The sequence below is a fragment of the Bradyrhizobium sp. LLZ17 genome (assembly GCF_041200145.1).
Classification (GTDB): Bacteria; Pseudomonadota; Alphaproteobacteria; order Rhizobiales; family Xanthobacteraceae; genus Bradyrhizobium.
The window spans coordinates 1,427,798-1,443,945 of record NZ_CP165734.1 but is presented as its reverse complement, the minus strand read 5'-3'; the positions used below and the strand labels follow the sequence as shown (position 1 = coordinate 1,443,945).

Here is a 16,148-nt window from a genome sequence, read left to right as displayed (position 1 = left end):
CGCGGATGCAGGATGTCCCGGCTCCTTCAGCGATACCGCCCGCGAAATTCCCGCGGCGAGGTGCCGGTCCAGCTGCGGAAGGCACGGGAAAAGCTCTTTTCGTTGCGGAAGCCGGCGATCTCCGCGATCCGCTTGATCGGGGTGCGGCCGCGCATCAGCTCCTGCTTGGCGAGCTCGAGTTTTGCCTCTTCCTTGAGATCGCGCAACGACGTCGCCTCTTCGCGCAGGCGGCGGTGCATGGTGCGGGTGGAGAGCGCGAGCTCGCTGGCGACATCCTCCGCGCCCAGAATGCGTCCGCGCGCCTCGCGCAGCACGCGCCGGACACGCTCCACCAGCAGGCGATCGCGGCGATAGGGCAGCACGGTCAAGCGCAGCGCGCCCTTGAGCATGTTGTCGAGGTCGGCGGCACTGCGCGTGAGCGGCAGCGAGAGATAGTGCTTGTCAAAGACGATGCAGGCGCCATCCGCGTCGAAGCGAGTGTTCCTGCAAAAGATGGTGGGATAGACCGAGACGTGCTCGGGCTCGGAGTAGGGGAATTCCGCCGCGCGCAGTGCGACCGCGGAATCGATCGCCCAGCAGGAGAAGCCGAGGACATAGCGGAGCAGTGTGACCAGGCAGAACTCGCGGAACGGTCCGAGATCGCGGACCTCGCGAATGGAAATGGTCGCGGTGTCTTTGCCGATCGCAAGCTCGAACAGCACGTCCTCGGTCAGCAGGCGGTGATGCCGGCACCAGCGTTTCAGCGCGACCTCGAGATTGGGGGCGGTGATCGAGGCACGGCACAGCATGCCATAGGTGCCCCAGGGCAGCCTGCGCGAGAACCAGCCGAGCGCCTCGTCATCGAGCTCGCGCATGGCATGGCCGGCCAACGCCTCGAATTGCGCCGCGGTTACCCGCCCCCCGCCGGACTTGACCAGATCAGGCAAGACCTGCCCCTTGGCCAGCGCCTCGGCCGGATCCCGCCCGTAGCGGGCATAGGCTGCGACCACGCCGCGGACGAAGGCGGCGGGGGTCATGGCGCGTCGCGGCGTTGCGGTTGCGGCTTGAAAGGTCATGTGACGTCCTTTGGAAAATCCTCGCCAAAGTTGGCGGAAAATGCAACCTTTTCGACCGCCACGGTGCCCGGCCGGCGCTAGGTTCGGGCGGACAAGAAATTCGCAAGAAATTCGGAGGATTCGCCTTGAACATCCCGAGCATCGATTTCGATCTGGGCGAAGACATCAGCATGCTGCGCGACACCGTGCGCGCCTTCGTCGAGGCGGAGATCGCCCCGCGCGCTGCCGAGATCGAGAAAGCCAATCTGTTCCCGGCCGACCTCTGGAAGCGCCTTGGCGACCTCGGCCTGCTCGGCATGACCGCGCCGGAGCAATATGGCGGCTCCAACATGGGCTATCTGGCCCACGTCGTCGCCATGGAAGAGATTTCGCGGGGCTCGGCTGCGGTCGGGCTGTCCTACGGCGCCCATTCCAACCTCTGCGTCAACCAGATACGCCGCAACGGCAACGACGCGCAGCGGCAGCGCTATCTGCCAAAGCTGATCTCCGGCGACTATGTCGGCGCGCTCGCGATGTCCGAGCCCGGCGCGGGGTCCGACGTCGTCTCGATGAAGCTGCGCGCCGACAAGCGCGGCGACCGCTATGTGCTCAATGGTTCGAAAATGTGGATCACCAATGGCGGCGATGCCGACGTGCTCGTGGTCTACGCCAAGACCGATCCGGAGGCGGGCCCGCGCGGCATGACCGCCTTCCTCATCGAGAAGGGTTTTAAGGGCTTCACCCACGGCCAGCATCTCGACAAGCTCGGCATGCGTGGCTCCAACACCTATCCGCTGTTCTTCGACGACTGTGAAGTGCCGGAAGAAAACGTGCTCGCCGGCGTCGGTGAGGGCGTCAAGGTGCTGATGTCCGGCCTCGACTATGAGCGTGCGGTGCTCTCCGGCGGCCCGCTTGGAATCATGGCCGCGTGCATGGACGCGGTGGTGCCCTACATGCACGAGCGCAAGCAGTTCGGCCAGCCGATCGGCGACTTCCAGCTGATGCAGGGCAAGCTCGCCGACATGTATTCGACCTGGCAGGCCACACGCGCCTATGTCTACGCGGTCGGCCGCGCCTGCGACCGCGCCGACCACGCGCGCAGCTTGCGCAAGGATGCTGCGGCTGCGATCCTCTATTCGGCGGAGAAGGCGACGTGGATGGCGGGCGAGGCGATCCAGGCGCTCGGGGGTGTCGGTTATACCAGCGAGTTTCCGGTGGGGCGTCTGTGGCGCGATGCAAAGCTGTACGAGATCGGCGCCGGCACCTCGGAAGTGCGCCGCATGCTGATCGGCCGCGAGCTGATGGCGGAAACGGCCTAAGCGTTCACGGAATTGGAATTGCCGCGAAAGAGTCAAACCTGTCGCGGCCCCTCACCAGATCACCAGAAACGCGGGACCTCAATGCCGCTCCATTCCAGCATCGATACGTCGTCATCGGACTTTGCGCGCAATTCCGAGGCCATGCGCGGGCTCGTCGCGGATCTGCGTGAAAAGCTCAGCCAGGTCGCCGGCGGCGGCGGCGAGGTGGCGCGCAACCGCCACACCGCGCGCGGCAAGATGCTGGCGCGAGAGCGCGTCGATTTGCTGGTCGATCCCGGAACGTCGTTCCTGGAGCTGTCGCCGCTGGCAGCCCATGGCCTGTATGGCGGCGACGTGCATTCGGCCAGCGTCGTCACCGGGGTTGGGCGCATCGCGGGGCGCGAATGCGTTGTTGTCGCCAACGACGCCACCATCAAGGGCGGCACCTACTACCCGATGACCGTGAAGAAGCATCTGCGTGCGCAGGACGTGGCGCGGCAGAACAACTTGCCTTGCGTCTACATGGTCGATTCCGGCGGCGCCTTCCTGCCGCTCCAGGACGAGATCTTTCCGGACGAGCGGCACTTTGGCCGCATCTTCTACAATCAGGCTCAGATGTCGTCGCAGGGCATCCCGCAGATCGCGATCGTGATGGGCTCCTGCACCGCCGGTGGCGCTTATGTGCCGGCGATGTCGGACGAGAGCATCATCGTGCGCAACCAGGGCACCATCTTCCTCGGCGGCCCGCCGCTGGTGAAGGCCGCCACCGGCGAGGTGGTGACCGCCGAAGAGCTCGGCGGCGCCGACGTACATTCGCGCCAGTCGGGCGTGACCGACCACTACGCCCAGAACGACGCGCACGCGATCGGCATCGCCCGGCGCATTGTCGGTACGCTGAAGCCATCGATGCGGCCGAATCTCAACATGCATCCGCCGCGCGATCCGCTGTTCGCGGCGGAGGAGATTTACGGCGTGGTGCCCGTCGACGGAAGAAAGCCGTTCGACGTGCGCGACATCATCGCACGCGTGGTCGACGGCTCCGAGTTCGACGAGTTCAAGAAACTCTATGGCACGACGCTGGTCTGCGGCTTCGCCCATATCTGGGGTTTTCCGGTTGGCATCATCGCCAACAACGGCATCCTGTTCAGCGAAAGCTCGCTGAAGGGGGCGCATTTCATCGAGCTGTGCTGTCAGCGCGGCATTCCGCTGGTGTTCTTGCAGAACATCACCGGCTTCATGGTTGGCAAGAAATACGAAGCCGGCGGCATCGCGCGTGACGGCGCCAAGCTCGTCACGGCGGTTGCGACCGCCTCGGTGCCGAAATTCACCGTGGTGATCGGCGGCTCCTATGGCGCCGGAAATTACGGCATGTGCGGGCGCGCCTACAGTCCGCGCTTCCTCTGGATGTGGCCGAACGCGCGCATCTCGGTGATGGGCGGCGAACAGGCCTCCATGGTGCTGAGCCAGGTCCGGCGCGACAATATCGAGGCCAAGGGTGATAGCTGGTCCAGGGAAGAGGAAGACAAGTTTCGTGCGCCCATCCGCGCGCAGTATGAAAGCCAGGGACACCCGTATTACGCGACCGCGAGACTGTGGGATGACGGCGTGATCGACCCGGCCGACACCCGGCTCGTGCTCGGCCTTGGCCTCTCGGCGGCGTCGAATGCGCCGATCGAACCGACGAAATTCGGCCTGTTCAGGATGTGATGCGATGGACCGCTCAAAGCTCTACCGGCGATTTCGCACACTCTTGATCGCCAACCGCGGCGAGATCGCATGCCGCGTCATCCGCACCGCGCGCGCCATGGGCCTGCGCACGGTCGCCGTGTATTCGAGGCCGACCGCGACGCGATGCATGTCGCGCTCGCCGACGAATCCGTGCTGCTCGGGCCGGCCCGGGCGCGCGACAGCTATCTCAATGTCGATAGGCTGATCGAAGCGGCACGCAAGACGGGCGCGGAAGCTGTGCATCCCGGCTACGGCTTTCTGTCCGAAAATGCCGAATTTGCCCAGGCGTGTTTCGATGCCGGCCTGGTCTTTGTCGGCCCGACCGCCGCGATGATGACGGCGATGGGCTCGAAATCCGGCTCCAAGGCGCTGATGGAGAAGGCCGGCGTGCCGCTGGTACCCGGCTATCACGGCGAGGCCCAGGACGAGGCGACACTGGCGAAGGCGGCCGAGAAGGTCGGCTTCCCCGTGCTGGTGAAGGCGTCCGCCGGCGGTGGCGGCCGCGGCATGCGGATCGTGCGGTCGGCCGATGAGCTTGCACCCGCGATCGTCAGCGCCAAGCGCGAGGCCAAGGCCGCGTTCGGCGACGACCGCATGCTGATCGAGAAATATGTCGACAATCCCCGCCACATCGAAGTGCAGGTAATCGGCGACAGCCATGGCAATCTGCTGTCGCTGTTCGAGCGCGAATGCACATTGCAGCGCCGGCACCAGAAGGTGATCGAAGAGGCGCCATCACCGACGCTCAACCCGGCACAGCGCGAGACCGTCTGCGCGGCGGCGCGAAAGGCGGCGGGCGCGGTGAACTATGTCGGGGCCGGCACCATCGAGTTCGTCTCTGACGGCAAGGACGTGTTCTTCATCGAGATGAACACCCGCCTTCAGGTCGAGCATCCCGTGACCGAGCTGATCACGGGCATCGATTTGGTCGAATGGCAGCTGCGTGTCGCCTTCGGCGAGGCGCTGCCGCTGAAGCAGGACGAGATCCGCCTCAACGGCCACGCCGTCGAGGCGCGCGTCTACGCCGAGAACCCGACCAGGAATTTCATGCCGTCGGTCGGAAGGATCTCGACCTGGCGCCTGCCGGCGGAAGGCGGTGGCTTGCGCATCGACGCCGGCTATCGCGAGGGAGACACTGTCTCGCCCTACTACGACGCGATGCTCGCCAAGATGATCGCGTGGGCGCCGACCCGGGATGTCGCGATCGAGCGGCTGAACCGCGGCCTTGAGGATTGCGACGTCCGCGGCGTCGTCACCAACATCCCGTTCTTGTCGGCGCTGATCACGCATCCGAAAGTGCGGGCGAATGCGATCGACACCGGTTTCATCGAGCGCGAGCTGACGGCATTGACCTCGGCGGCGCCGGCGCCGGGTGAACTCGAGCTCTGTGCGGCCGTGGCCGCTGTGATCAACGACGAGCGCACGGCGGCGCAGGCGGACGCCGGTTCGCCCTGGCAGACCTTTGGCTGGATGCCGGTTGGCCGCCGTCGGCGCAGTTTTGCGTTCCGCGTCGGACATGGTGTTAGTCATAGTCATGGGCCTGAGCTGAAGGTCACCTTGAACTATGGCAGCGGACCATCGACGCTCGTGATCGGCGAGCGCGAACTGGCGTTCGCGATTGCACCGCGGGACGGCGGCTTCGATTTGACGCTCGACGGCGTGAAGTCACAGGTCGCCGCCGTCATCGACGGGCACGAGCTTTACTTGCGCACCCGCAACGGCCGCTTCGACCTGCATTGGGTCGACCCGTTCGGCGGCGAGACCGAGGAGCAGGCCGGCGCCGACAAGATCGCGGCGCCACTGCCGGGCACGGTCGTCGCCGTGCTGGCCGAGGAGGGCGCAACGCTCGAAAAGGGTGCGCCGATCCTGACGCTGGAAGTGATGAAGATGGAGCAGACGCTGCGGGCGCCTTATGCCGGCGTGCTGAAGTCGATCAAGTGCAAGGTCGGCGACATCGTCCAGGAGGGCGTCGAACTCGCTGTGGTCGAGCCGGCGGGAGAGTGAGATGGGCGACCAGGTCCGCATCATCGAAATGGGGCCGCGCGACGGCCTCCAGAACGAGAAGACGCCCGTCAGCGTCGAGTCCCGCATCGCCTTTGTCGAGTCGCTCGTTGCGGCCGGCCTCACCACCGTGGAGGTCGGCGCCTTCGTCTCGCCCAAGGCGATCCCGCAGATGGCAGGCTCGGATGCCGTGCTGCGCGGCGTTGCCCGCATCAAGGGCGCCGAATTCCACGTGCTTGTGCCGAACGAGAGGGGCTATGACGCCGCGCGTGCCGCCGGAGCGCAAGTCGTTTCCGTGTTCGCGGCGGCCTCGGAGGGTTTTTCGCGCGCCAACATCAACTGCACGGTCGCGGAGTCCATCGAGCGGTTCAAGGCGGTGATGGCACGTGCCAAGGCCGACGGCGTCAAGGTGCGCGGCTATATCTCCTGCGTGCTGGGCTGTCCGTTCGACGGCGAGATCAAGCCGAAAGCGGTGGCCGATCTCGCCAGGACGCTGTGGGAGCTCGGCTGCTACGAGATTTCGCTCGGCGACACCATCGGTGTCGGCACCCCGACGAAGGCGAGGGACATGCTGCGCGCGGTCGCTGCCAACGTTCCGGCGGCCAGGCTTGCGATGCATTTCCACGACACCTACGGCCAGGCGCTCGCCAATCTCTACGCGGGCCTGGAGGAGGGGGTCTGCGTCATCGACGCTGCCGCAGGCGGGCTCGGCGGTTGCCCCTACGCGCCGGGCGCGACCGGCAACGTTGCGACCGAAGACGTCGTCTACATGCTCGATGGCATGGGGATCGGGACCGGCGTCGATATGGACAAGCTGCTGGCGGCGACCAATGATATGAGCGGCTTGCTGGGCAAGCCGCCTGTGAGCCGCGTGGCCTCGGCGCTGAACGCGAAGAAGAAGCGAGCCGTTTCCTAGTCCGCCGTCATTGCGAGCGCAGGGAATTCGTAGGGTGGGCAAAGGCGCGCTTGCGCCGTGCCCACCATCGCTCCGCGATCGCTAGTTTTGCGGTGGGCACGCTTCGCTTTGCCCACCCTACGGCAGCGGCCCTCGCAACAACGACGGAGAGAGCGTCTACCTGCTCCCGTCCGCGCCCATCACCAGATCCGGCAGCGCGGTCGAGATTCCCGGCACGAAGCAAAGCAGCAGCACGGCCGCCATCATCAGCAACACGAACGGTAGCGTGCCCCAGATCACCTCGCTCAGGGGAATATCGGGCGCGACGTTGCGGATGACGAAGATGTTGAGGCCGACCGGCGGGTGGATCAGGCCCATCTCCATCACGATGGTCATGACCACGCCGAACCAGATGATGTCGAAATTCGCGGCGCGCAGCGGCGGCAGGATGATCGGTGCCGTCATCAGGATGATCGAGACCGGCGGAAGGAAGAAGCCGAGCACGACCACCATGACGAGCACCGCGAACAACAGGCCCCAGCGCGGCAAATGCATTGCGACGACGGATTCGGCGGCCGATTGCGAGATGTGCAGATAGCTCATCACGTAGGAATAAAGCAGCGACATGCCGATGATCATCATCAGCATGGTGGATTCCCGGATCGTCGATTTCATGATCGGCGCAAGGTCGCTCGGTCGCCACACGCCGTAGATCATCGCGATCAGCGCCAGCGCCAGCAGCCCGCCGAGGCCGGCGGTCTCCGACGGCGTGGCATAGCCGCCATAGAGCGCGGCCATCACACCGGTCAGCAGCAACACGAAGGGAAGCACGCGCGGCAGCACGCTGAAGCGCTCCGCCAGGGTATATTCGTCGCGCGCCAGGATCGCTGCCTCGGGCCCGCCTTTCTTGTAGGCCGCTTCGGCCGCGGCATATTCCTGGCGGAAGCGGATTACGGCATAGCCGCCGAACAGCGTCACCAGCAGCAGCCCGGGTCCGATGCCAGCGAGAAACAAGCGGCCAAGCGATTTTTCCGCGGCGACCGCGAACAGGATCATGGTGATCGAGGGCGGCAGCAGGATGCCGAGCGTGCCGCCGGCGGCGATGATGCCGGCGGCAAAACCGCCGGAATAGCCGCGCTTGCGCATCTCGGGGATCCCTGCCGAGCCGATCGCCGAGCAGGTTGCGGGCGAGGAGCCCGCCATTGCCGCGAACAGCGCACAGGCGAATACGTTGGCGACGCCCAAGCCGCCGGGCACGCGATGCAGCCAGGCATGCAGCGCCGAATAGAGATCCTGGCCGGCGCGCGACTTGCCGATCGCCGCGCCCTTGAGGATGAAGAGCGGGATCGACAATAGCGTGATCGAAGCCATTTCCTCGTAGACGTTCTGCGTCACCGTATCCAGCGAAGCTGCGGGCATGTAGATGCCCATGAACACCACCGCAACGGCGCCGAGCGCGAAAGCGATCGGCATGCCCGAGAACATGGCGACCAGTGTCGCAAAGCCGTAGGCGAGGCCGATAGCGAAGACGCTCATGGCCGCCTGGCTCCCGCAAACGGTAGCGCAAGCTGCACCAGAACCTGCACGCAGAGCAGGCTCATGCCGAACGCCATCAGCGAATAGGGAATGGCGAGCGGCGGAGACCACATCGAGTTCGAGACCTGGCCGTCGACGTAAGCCTCATGCGCCAGCGTCCAGGACTTCCAGGCGAAGAACGCGCAGAACAGCAGCGTCACCGCGTCGACGAACCAGAGGCGGATCCTGTTCGCCAGCGGCGACAGCAGGCCGACGAAGGCCTCGATGCCGATGTGACCGCGGTTCTGCTGCACATAGGCCGCGGACATGAAGGTGGCGCCGACCAGCAGGAACACGGCGGCCTCGTCCTGCCAGTAATTGGCGGCATGGAACAGCGCGCGGCTGAGCACGCTGTAGCTCAGGATGGCGCAGGCCGCGACCAGCGCGACCGCTGCGAACACCACGATGATGCGGTTGAGGACGGCGAGGCCGCGATCGAGCGCCGCCGCAAGGCCTGTGCTTGCGGCAGCGTTCGCCGGGTCGTCACGATCCGGAAGCGGACCGTGGATCATGCTGCGACGTCGGAAGCGAGCTTGAGCAGGTTCGCCGCAGTCGCGGTCTTGGCGCCGTAATCCTTCCACGCGGTATCGCGGGCGATGTCGCGCCACTTGCCGACGGTTGCAGCGTCGAGCGCGGTGACCTTGGCGCCGGCCTTCTCATAGACCTTGGCGACCTCGACATCGTCGTCCTGCGCGCCCTTGCGGCCGAACGCCTCGAGCTCCTCGCCAACAGCGACCAGGATGTCCTGCTGGTTCTTCGGCAGCTTGTCGAAGATCGCCTTCGACATCATCAGCGGCTCGAGCATGAACCAGTAGGAGGCGCCCGCACCCGAGGTCAGCGACTTCGCGACTTCCTCAAGGCGGAACGAGATCAGGCTGGTGGAGGAGGTGATGCCGGCATCGCAGGCGCCGGTCTGCATCGCCGCATAGATTTCGTTCGACGGCACCGACAGCACCGAGGCGCCCGCCGTCTGCAGCACCATGTCCATCTCGCGCGAGCCGCCGCGCACCTTCATACCCTTGGCGTCTTCCGGCGCGACGATGGGCCTGGAGCGGCTGGCGACGCCGCCGGCCTGCCACACCCAGGAGAGCAGGATGATGCCCTTGTCGGCAAGAAAGTCGGAGAGCGCCTTGCCGACCGGCTGCTTCTTCCAGCGCATGCCCTGGTCGTAGGTGGTGACGAGACCGGGCATCAGGCCGATATTGGTCTCCGGCAATTCGCCGCCGGCGTAGGGCATCGGGTAGAGGCTGATGTCGAGCGCGCCCTTGCGCATCGCGGAGAACTGCGCGTTGGTCTTGATCAGCGAGGAGTTCGGATAGATCTCGGCAGCGATGTCGCCGTTGCTGCGCTTGGCAACTTCAGCCGCGAACATGCGGCAGAGCCGGTCGCGGAAATCACCCTTGTCGATGGTGCCGCCCGGGAATTGGTGCGAGATCTTCAGCGTGGTCGCGGCGTGCGCGGTGCCAATGCCGAAGCGGAGAATGGCGGGTGCCGCGACGGCAGTCGCGATCAAATGACGGCGGGTGAACATGGAGCATCCCCTCGGACGGTTCTTGTTTGACGTGATTTGGGGTCATGAGACCAGCATGGGCGCCCATCCTAGCCGGTCTTCGACCCCGAGTTCTCTCATCTGATAGTTCGAGATGGAATGCCGCGGCAAGCGTTGGCCTTGCTGCGCTGCACTCGCCGGCCTCATCCGTTTCTAATCGTTAACGATGTCTGTCAGGGGAGGATCGGGCAAGCGGCGGACGGTTTGCGAAAAAAACTTCGCGAGGTGGCGTAACAACCGAGGGTACCGATCCGTCGAGATTGTGTAGCGGCATCCGTCGCTGGCAACACCATTCCGAAGGAAGATGAATCATGACCATTCGCACCCGCATCGTGCTCGGCGTCTCGGCTGCCGCTCTCTCGCTTGGCCTCGCGCTTTCGCCGGCCGCCTTTGCTCAGGACAAAATGGGCAAGGACGACGGCATGATGAAGAAGGACACGATGTCCAAGGACGGCATGAAGAAGGACACGATGTCCAAGGACGGCATGAAGAAGGATACCATGTCGAAGGACGGGATGAAGAAGGACGACGGGATGATGAAGAAGAACTGATCTCACGCCGTTATGCCGGGGCGCCTCGACGAGGCGAGCCCGGCGTTTCGCGATGGTCCGTTTGTTCGCCCGTCGTCGCGCCGCGCTGTCGGGCCGGCAAGACCGTCCCGTTCGACAAGACCGCCCGTTGCGACAAGACGGTCCCGTTGTGAGATGTGAACCGAGGCGTGCCTCAGTTCATTTTCAATTGAACGTTACCTTTGAAGTTTACTCTTCAAGTCTACTTTTCAAGTCTACTTGCGCTTGGCCTTGCGGGCGGCGTAGCGGGCGTCGCGCTTGGCCTTTTGGTCGGCCTCGGCTTCGGCGGCCTTTGCGGCCGCTTCTTCCGCTTCACGAGCTATCCGCGCGGCTTCGAGGGCCGCGGCCTCTTCGTCGCGACGCTTCTGCTCGGCCTTTTCCAGCTCGCGCGCAGCCTTCGTCTCGGCCCGCTTGGCCGCGAGAGCCTCGCGTTCGGCACGCTTCGCCGCGACGCTCGGGTCATCCGGCCCTGGCTGCGACTTGAATTTGTTCAAAAGGTTCTTGCGCGCTTCCTGCGCCGCCTTCTGCCGGTCAGAAAAACCTGGTTCCCTAAATCCACTCATCGAACGGCCTTGCCTTCCTCGCTTTCAATCCTACATCACTGCCTGTTGGTACGTCGGCTGGGCATAGCAGGCGCCACGCGACGCAGATGCGTGTACATCCGCGCGCGCCGCAACGCCACCCTTAATCGCAGCCGATCAGGTAGACGAAAAATCGCTGAACCAGCCGATCCCTTCGTAGCCCGGAAAAACTGCCGAATGTGATGTCCCTCATAAGGACACACGTAGGCGGCGCCTAGCGTCCGCCACGATACCAGACGGAGCACGGGCATGACTTTTTTCCGGCTGAGCCTGAAGGCCCTTGCTATCACGGTGGCTGCGGCGGCAATGGCCGTGGGGGTGCTGCTGCTCGCCCGTCCGCAACCGGTCGACAACACCGTTTTGGGGACCGATTGGGAGTGTACCCGCACCGCGTTCGTGCTGACGAGCTGCGCGCCGCGGCTCCAGCAGGGGAATCCGGCGGTCGAAACCTCGCGCAAGGATGCGATCAGGTCCACCAGGGGCTGAGTCGATGTGACGCCACGGCGCGGAACTGCTAAAACCGGCTCGCGCAGCGACAAGGTCGTCATGTCCAAGCCTCCAGCCCAACCTGAACCCGGCAGGCCCGAACCGGCCGGAAACCTCAAGTCTCAAGAACCCGAGTCCCAAGAACCCAGGTCTCCGGCAAAGCCCAAATCCGGCGACAGCCGCCGCGGCGCTATCGCAGGCTTGATCATTGCCGCCGTGATTCTCGGTGTCGGTCTGTGGCTCGCCCGAGACCTCACTGCCGCCAGCAAGCTGCAGGACTGCGTGATGTCTGGCCGCAGCAATTGCAATGTCATCGAGCCGGCACGCTAGCGGTATTCCCCCGATCGTCCTGACGAAAAATTGCCGTGATCTTAATCGTTTGTAACGGGACATAGCGGACCGGAGAGGTCAGCTATGTCGGCCGGCATCGGCCAGGCGCGCGCCGAATCGTCTACGCGCATGGGCCACGGCCATCGAGCAAGCAGGGGGTAGGCACGAATGAGTGCGTCCAGCCGTATGAAGATCATCATTCCCGTGGTTTCGGCCATGTCGTTGCTGGCGCTCGCCGCGCAAGCGCAGGACGCGGGTCCGCCAAGGGGGCAACCGCCGGGACAGGGCGCCGGTGCGCCGCCCCAGAACAATCAGAACATCCGCAAGGGCCCAGCGCCGCAGCAGACGGCGCGACCCGCGCTTCAGCCCGGCAACCAGGGCGGCCAGGCTCGTATGGGGGCCGGTCCACATGGCCCCGGCGGCCCGCCGCCGGGACGCTATATGGCCCGCGGTCCCGCGCCGGCGCGCGACTGGGGCGGACACGCCTACCGCGGCAACCTCGCCTGGGAAGGCGGGCGCTGGCGCCATGAGGTCCACAATGGCCGCCCGGGCTGGTGGTGGGACGTCGGCGGCGTCTGGTATTATTATCCGCAGCGGATGGACGGTCCGCCGGCCTACATTTCCGAAGACTATATCGACGACGTGCCGGTGGCCTACGCGCCGCCGGGACCGCCGGTCGCCTATGAACCGCCACCGCCTCCGCCGCCTGCACCCGATCCGGGCGCAAGTGCGCTCGGTGGGGCCATCATTGGTGGTGTGCTTGGCGGCCTGATTTCCGGCAGAGCCTCGGGAGCCGCGGCAGGCGCCGTGATTGGCGGCGCCACCGGCGCCATCGCCGGCGCTACGGCGGCCTCGCGTCCCGGTTATTATGTCGCCGAGGGCGTTTGCTACTACCGCTACCCGAGCGGCCAGTATGTGCAGGCCGATCCGCGCGCCTGCTACTGAGCGCCCCAGCGGGTTCTGAAAAGATCTGGATCGAATAAGGCGGGCGCGATGCCCGCCTTATTTTTGTCCGGACCTCACAAAGATCCGTGTCTTTGTGGATGAATCCTTGCCGCGAGGCACAACGACTGTCTGATGCGCGGTCCACGCTATGAAACAAGCCAGCTCATGAATGCCATCGCTCCCCAGATCAGGGCAGCGATCCAGGCCGTCATCACGATGGCGATGGTTGCGAGAAAGGCGAGGCCGTGCAGGTCGGTCTTGCGCGACGATGCCGCTGTGTCAGCCCGTGTTGTGGCTTTAGCTTCGTGTGCCATGAGGGGAATAGCCGTTCCTCAGTCGCGCTCTGCGGAGCGCCGTGCACAAGTTTAGCGGACCTGCCGGGCCGAGGCTGTGAGGCACTTCACAGATGGCCTGCGTGAAACTCGGCCTCACCGGTGTGACGGTCGTTGCGCCAATCTCCTGCTGGGCGCGGCGGTTGGTTTGAGCCGCTTGAAACCGCCAGTGCAACTCTATATTGGATACAATTTTGACGTGTGGAAATCGCTGGCAACACGTCCTCCGCAATCATACGGACAAAATTGCCACGTCCTTGTCCAGATCGGACGGTTAAACTCGGCCCCATGTGTACCAAGTACGATCCGCAGCATGAAGCCGAGGTGGCGATGAAGCGCGCCGCAGCGTCCGAAGGCGCCGACCGGCAAAGACTCATCGAGATCGCGCTCGCGTGGCATCAACTCGCCCGCGATCGCCGCGACGACGAGCGGCCCGACTGACGCATCGCAGCCAATGTCGGCTGCCCTGGAATATCGACCGGTCCGGCCTGCCTGCCGGCGAGCGCTAGGATTTAGCCCGCTTCATCCTGAACAGGATCGACCGCAGGACGTTGCACGGAGAGCGGCGGAGATTGCTGCTGTCGAACGCCGCGAACGACGCTCACCGGTTGCGGCCTGTGCTGGCGCACCGGGACGCATGCTTCATCCGCGGCCGAACGGCGGGTCACATCGCTTTCATGCGCCCACGCCTGAACGGCGAAGGCTAGCTGATGCTCACCAGCCGCGACATGCGTGATGGAAGCCAGCGTCGCTTCAAGGCGTTTGGCGATCCCGGCGGAGTTCACGTCTACGCTCGCGTCAACCGCCAGGAAGGATATCGCGATCACGGCAACGGCTGATGCGATGCCCATTCTTGTCCAGTCGGATGCCGGCATTCCAAAACCTTCGATACGTCGATTGCGTGCCGAAGAGGTAAGACGCTCCCGTCTCCGCAACAGGCCTGCGCACGCGTTCTTGAAGTGCGACAGATTTGCGAAGGGCTGGCGATCCCAGCAGGACTCGAACCTGCAACCCGCGGAGTAGAAATCTTCCGGACACTGAATCTAATCAATGGCTTAGCACCTCGCTGTTGCTCCAGCGTTGCCGCTATCTATCTCAGCTCAACAGTCAGGCCGCCGGTTCAAGCTGCGGGCCTCAATAATAGCGATAATAGCGGCGCCGGGGCCGGCGATCGTAGTCGTCGTCGCCGTAGTACCCCTGTCGGCCCTGCTGAAACTGCGGGGGTACCGTTCCAGTGGGGTAACACTGTCCATCGCGGATATCGATATCGGCGCCGTTGCCACAGGGAACGGGATAGCGGCCATAGCCTCCACCGCCGCGATAATAGTACTGCCGCGCGGCCTGCTCTTGTGGTGGCAAGTAGCCGTTGGGGTAGCACATCCCGTCGCGGGCGCTCACGTCCCAGCCGTTGCCACACGGTGGAGGGTGTCTGGGCACGCCATACTGGACCTGCTGCATGGGGGGCTGAAAGTCCACGGTCGGCAAAGCCTGACCCGTGAGTAGTGCTGCGGCGAGCCCGATACTGATCATCTGACAACCTCCATAAGGCGCAGCGTGCTTCAGCGGCTATGAACCCCTCGTGAATGGCACGGCTCACGCCGGGGGCTTTTGCGATAGGCTATGATTTTGGATTCGGTCACCAGACTGCGCCTAGGCGCTTTCATGTTTTCGATGCTGTCTGCTATTGCGACGGTCCTATTGGCAGGCCTTGGCTATTCGACATTGGAGGCCTCAACACGAGCGTGGGTGGGCCCCTCCAAAGCGACAGTTTCGATCGACGATGCGGGTATTGTCACCATTGACGTTACCTACAAGAATGCAGGCAAAGAGCCGGCCGTCGAGTTTGGCGATGATTGGTCTGACGATTGGTCAGCTACGGTGGCGACGAGCTCCGAGCAGTTCGATTTTTCCAGCGACTGTAGAAGCGACGGCTTGAAGGGTAGTTGCGGGGAGTGGGCTGTTTCGTGGCAACGGGAGAAGTGCGAGCAAAAGGCTATCTTTCAGGAACGCGTTGCTTTCCCTGACTTTGAGTACAAGCACACGAAGACCGGCCTAAAGATCGACAAGGGCGATCGCAATCGGCTCGTCCTCGTTCAAGGCTGTTTTGTCTACAAGAGCAACATTACCTTCTATGGCAGCGTACATCGAACAGCGTTCTGTTATTTCTATCGAGTTGGTCAGAGTGGATCTGAGACGCGGGCTTGCCCGGTCGCGAATTCAGCGACTTGATCGCGGCCCGATAGTTCTCGGCCATCTCGAGCAGCGCCGACCACTCATACGTCATCTGCGGTACTCGCTGCCAGATCGCGACAGACTTGCTCCATCGTTTTCGCCGGAGGACGGCGCCACCACGCCCACAGCGCTCGCCCGAGGATGGCCAGAAGACTTCCGAGCATGATCCCCACGAGCGCGGTCATTGACCGGCTTCGGTGAATAGAGAGCGAATGTCGATGCTGCTCCCGTGTTGCACGGAGCGATTTATAACGTCGCGTAACGCGTTGAATTTCCTGCGAGCCGCTCGGAACGTCGCGCAACACGGATTGCCTCGCAGAACGAAGCGGATACCGGTCCAACGTCTTGATTTATGGGTTGGAAAGCTGGCGATCCCAGCAGGACTCGAACCTGCAACCCGCGGAGTAGAAATCCGCTACTCTATCCAGTTGAGCTATGGGACCGTCATGAAGCCAGCCTCTATCGAGGCGTGGCCGGCTTGTACCATGGCAAGTATGAAAAATCCGCGGGTTCGCCAAGCCTGAACCGAACCGTTTTCCCCCCGAAAGCGACAAAGCGGAGCGGCGGAGTGCGTTTGGCCGGCCTCTCGCGAC

At 64.2% G+C, this 16,148-nt stretch carries 17 protein-coding genes, 1 tRNA gene and 1 pseudogene; 10 read left to right on the top strand and 9 right to left on the bottom strand.

Annotated features, from left to right (window positions below; genetic code table 11):
• Positions 1-26: 26 nt before the first annotated feature.
• Positions 27-1,055 (bottom strand): AraC family transcriptional regulator, encoded by a 1,029-nt coding sequence (locus AB8Z38_RS07165; RefSeq protein ID WP_369723800.1) that lies wholly within the window; start codon positions 1,053-1,055, stop codon positions 27-29.
• 125 nt (positions 1,056-1,180) lie between these two features.
• Between AB8Z38_RS07165 and AB8Z38_RS07160 the strand changes: the two genes are divergently transcribed.
• The 5 genes and pseudogenes from AB8Z38_RS07160 to AB8Z38_RS07140 all read left to right on the top strand — a co-directional run bounded on the left by AB8Z38_RS07160 (position 1,181) and on the right by AB8Z38_RS07140 (position 6,977).
• A complete protein-coding gene (locus AB8Z38_RS07160) occupies positions 1,181-2,353 on the top strand; it encodes an isovaleryl-CoA dehydrogenase (RefSeq protein WP_369723799.1) in 1,173 nt (390 codons plus the stop codon).
• An 81-nt stretch (positions 2,354-2,434) separates the two neighbouring features.
• The gene (locus tag AB8Z38_RS07155) at positions 2,435-4,039 is read left to right on the top strand and encodes a carboxyl transferase domain-containing protein (protein WP_369723797.1); all 1,605 of its coding nucleotides are present in this window, start codon (positions 2,435-2,437) and stop codon (positions 4,037-4,039) included.
• A pseudogene (locus AB8Z38_RS07150) lies at positions 3,996-4,336 on the top strand (biotin carboxylase N-terminal domain-containing protein); the annotation flags it as partial. The gene AB8Z38_RS07155 and the pseudogene AB8Z38_RS07150, both read left to right, overlap by 44 nt.
• A gap of 54 nt (positions 4,337-4,390) precedes the next feature.
• Complete coding sequence (locus AB8Z38_RS07145) at positions 4,391-6,064, top strand: biotin/lipoyl-containing protein (protein WP_369726762.1); 1,674 nt, start codon at positions 4,391-4,393, stop codon at positions 6,062-6,064.
• Position 6,065: 1 nt separating this feature from the next.
• Positions 6,066-6,977 carry a hydroxymethylglutaryl-CoA lyase gene (locus tag AB8Z38_RS07140; protein WP_369723796.1) on the top strand — a complete coding sequence of 304 codons (912 nt, stop codon included), beginning with the start codon at positions 6,066-6,068 and terminating at the stop codon, positions 6,975-6,977.
• 156 nt (positions 6,978-7,133) lie between these two features.
• Here the strand turns inward: AB8Z38_RS07140 and AB8Z38_RS07135 are convergent, their stop codons facing one another.
• Genes AB8Z38_RS07135 through dctP form a run of 3 tightly spaced genes read right to left on the bottom strand, consistent with a single transcriptional unit; the run spans position 7,134 to position 10,062 of the window.
• The gene (locus AB8Z38_RS07135) at positions 7,134-8,492 is read right to left on the bottom strand and encodes a TRAP transporter large permease (protein ID WP_369723794.1); all 1,359 of its coding nucleotides are present in this window, start codon (positions 8,490-8,492) and stop codon (positions 7,134-7,136) included.
• On the bottom strand, positions 8,489-9,043 hold the full coding sequence (locus AB8Z38_RS07130; RefSeq protein WP_369723791.1) for a TRAP transporter small permease: 555 nt from the start codon (positions 9,041-9,043) through the stop codon (positions 8,489-8,491). Before AB8Z38_RS07130 ends, AB8Z38_RS07135 begins: the two co-directional genes overlap by 4 nt.
• On the bottom strand, positions 9,040-10,062 hold the full coding sequence (dctP, locus tag AB8Z38_RS07125; protein ID WP_369723789.1) for a TRAP transporter substrate-binding protein DctP: 1,023 nt from the start codon (positions 10,060-10,062) through the stop codon (positions 9,040-9,042). The genes AB8Z38_RS07130 and dctP overlap by 4 nt, the downstream gene beginning before the upstream one ends.
• Positions 10,063-10,391: 329 nt before the next feature.
• Here dctP and AB8Z38_RS07120 point away from each other — a divergent pair, with 329 nt between their 5' ends.
• Positions 10,392-10,631, top strand: a complete 240-nt coding sequence (locus AB8Z38_RS07120) for a pentapeptide MXKDX repeat protein (protein WP_369723787.1) — start codon at positions 10,392-10,394, stop codon at positions 10,629-10,631.
• 233 nt (positions 10,632-10,864) lie between these two features.
• Here AB8Z38_RS07120 and AB8Z38_RS07115 read toward each other — a convergent pair whose 3' ends face one another.
• Entirely contained in the window at positions 10,865-11,212 is a 348-nt protein-coding gene (locus tag AB8Z38_RS07115; protein WP_369723785.1) for a DUF6481 family protein, read from the bottom strand.
• A gap of 267 nt (positions 11,213-11,479) precedes the next feature.
• Here AB8Z38_RS07115 and AB8Z38_RS07110 point away from each other — a divergent pair, with 267 nt between their 5' ends.
• The 3 genes from AB8Z38_RS07110 (at position 11,480) to AB8Z38_RS07100 (ending at position 12,991) form a co-directional block, all read left to right on the top strand.
• The gene (locus AB8Z38_RS07110; protein WP_369723783.1) at positions 11,480-11,716 is read left to right on the top strand and encodes a hypothetical protein; all 237 of its coding nucleotides are present in this window, start codon (positions 11,480-11,482) and stop codon (positions 11,714-11,716) included.
• Positions 11,717-11,776: 60 nt separating this feature from the next.
• On the top strand, positions 11,777-12,046 hold the full coding sequence (locus tag AB8Z38_RS07105; RefSeq protein ID WP_369726761.1) for a hypothetical protein: 270 nt from the start codon (positions 11,777-11,779) through the stop codon (positions 12,044-12,046).
• Between the two features lie 168 nt (positions 12,047-12,214).
• Entirely contained in the window at positions 12,215-12,991 is a 777-nt protein-coding gene (locus AB8Z38_RS07100; protein WP_369723781.1) for a hypothetical protein, read from the top strand.
• 146 nt (positions 12,992-13,137) lie between these two features.
• Here AB8Z38_RS07100 and AB8Z38_RS07095 read toward each other — a convergent pair whose 3' ends face one another.
• From AB8Z38_RS07095 to AB8Z38_RS07085, 3 genes are all read right to left on the bottom strand, one after another.
• The gene (locus AB8Z38_RS07095) at positions 13,138-13,305 is read right to left on the bottom strand and encodes a hypothetical protein (RefSeq protein WP_369723779.1); all 168 of its coding nucleotides are present in this window, start codon (positions 13,303-13,305) and stop codon (positions 13,138-13,140) included.
• 530 nt (positions 13,306-13,835) lie between these two features.
• Positions 13,836-14,198: a hypothetical protein gene (locus AB8Z38_RS07090; protein WP_369723777.1), complete on the bottom strand. Its 363-nt coding sequence runs from the start codon at positions 14,196-14,198 to the stop codon at positions 13,836-13,838.
• A 259-nt stretch (positions 14,199-14,457) separates the two neighbouring features.
• A complete protein-coding gene (locus tag AB8Z38_RS07085; RefSeq protein WP_369723775.1) occupies positions 14,458-14,853 on the bottom strand; it encodes a hypothetical protein in 396 nt (131 codons plus the stop codon).
• A 132-nt stretch (positions 14,854-14,985) separates the two neighbouring features.
• Between AB8Z38_RS07085 and AB8Z38_RS07080 the strand changes: the two genes are divergently transcribed.
• A complete protein-coding gene (locus AB8Z38_RS07080) occupies positions 14,986-15,552 on the top strand; it encodes a hypothetical protein (protein WP_369723773.1) in 567 nt (188 codons plus the stop codon).
• A 369-nt stretch (positions 15,553-15,921) separates the two neighbouring features.
• On the opposite strand, the gene AB8Z38_RS07075 is transcribed toward AB8Z38_RS07080, so the two are convergent.
• Positions 15,922-15,998: transfer RNA gene (locus AB8Z38_RS07075), tRNA-Arg, on the bottom strand.
• Between the last annotated feature and the right edge of the window lie 150 nt (positions 15,999-16,148).

Excerpts from the sequence above, each read along its gene's own strand:
- AB8Z38_RS07135 (WP_369723794.1), bottom strand. The coding sequence starts at position 8,492 with ATGAGCGTCTTCGCTATCGGCCTCGCCTACGGCTTTGCGACACTGGTC.
- dctP (WP_369723789.1), bottom strand. The coding sequence starts at position 10,062 with ATGTTCACCCGCCGTCATTTGATCGCGACTGCCGTCGCGGCACCCGCC.
- AB8Z38_RS07105 (WP_369726761.1), top strand. The coding sequence starts at position 11,777 with ATGTCCAAGCCTCCAGCCCAACCTGAACCCGGCAGGCCCGAACCGGCC.
- AB8Z38_RS07165 (WP_369723800.1), bottom strand. The coding sequence starts at position 1,055 with ATGACCTTTCAAGCCGCAACCGCAACGCCGCGACGCGCCATGACCCCC.
- AB8Z38_RS07115 (WP_369723785.1), bottom strand. The coding sequence starts at position 11,212 with ATGAGTGGATTTAGGGAACCAGGTTTTTCTGACCGGCAGAAGGCGGCG.
- AB8Z38_RS07110 (WP_369723783.1), top strand. The coding sequence starts at position 11,480 with ATGACTTTTTTCCGGCTGAGCCTGAAGGCCCTTGCTATCACGGTGGCT.
- AB8Z38_RS07100 (WP_369723781.1), top strand. The coding sequence starts at position 12,215 with ATGAGTGCGTCCAGCCGTATGAAGATCATCATTCCCGTGGTTTCGGCC.
- AB8Z38_RS07085 (WP_369723775.1), bottom strand. The coding sequence starts at position 14,853 with ATGATCAGTATCGGGCTCGCCGCAGCACTACTCACGGGTCAGGCTTTG.
- AB8Z38_RS07120 (WP_369723787.1), top strand. The coding sequence starts at position 10,392 with ATGACCATTCGCACCCGCATCGTGCTCGGCGTCTCGGCTGCCGCTCTC.
- AB8Z38_RS07090 (WP_369723777.1), bottom strand. The coding sequence starts at position 14,198 with ATGCCGGCATCCGACTGGACAAGAATGGGCATCGCATCAGCCGTTGCC.
- AB8Z38_RS07145 (WP_369726762.1), top strand. The coding sequence starts at position 4,391 with ATGATGACGGCGATGGGCTCGAAATCCGGCTCCAAGGCGCTGATGGAG.
- AB8Z38_RS07080 (WP_369723773.1), top strand. The coding sequence starts at position 14,986 with ATGTTTTCGATGCTGTCTGCTATTGCGACGGTCCTATTGGCAGGCCTT.
- AB8Z38_RS07155 (WP_369723797.1), top strand. The coding sequence starts at position 2,435 with ATGCCGCTCCATTCCAGCATCGATACGTCGTCATCGGACTTTGCGCGC.
- AB8Z38_RS07130 (WP_369723791.1), bottom strand. The coding sequence starts at position 9,043 with ATGATCCACGGTCCGCTTCCGGATCGTGACGACCCGGCGAACGCTGCC.
- AB8Z38_RS07140 (WP_369723796.1), top strand. The coding sequence starts at position 6,066 with ATGGGCGACCAGGTCCGCATCATCGAAATGGGGCCGCGCGACGGCCTC.
- AB8Z38_RS07095 (WP_369723779.1), bottom strand. The coding sequence starts at position 13,305 with ATGGCACACGAAGCTAAAGCCACAACACGGGCTGACACAGCGGCATCG.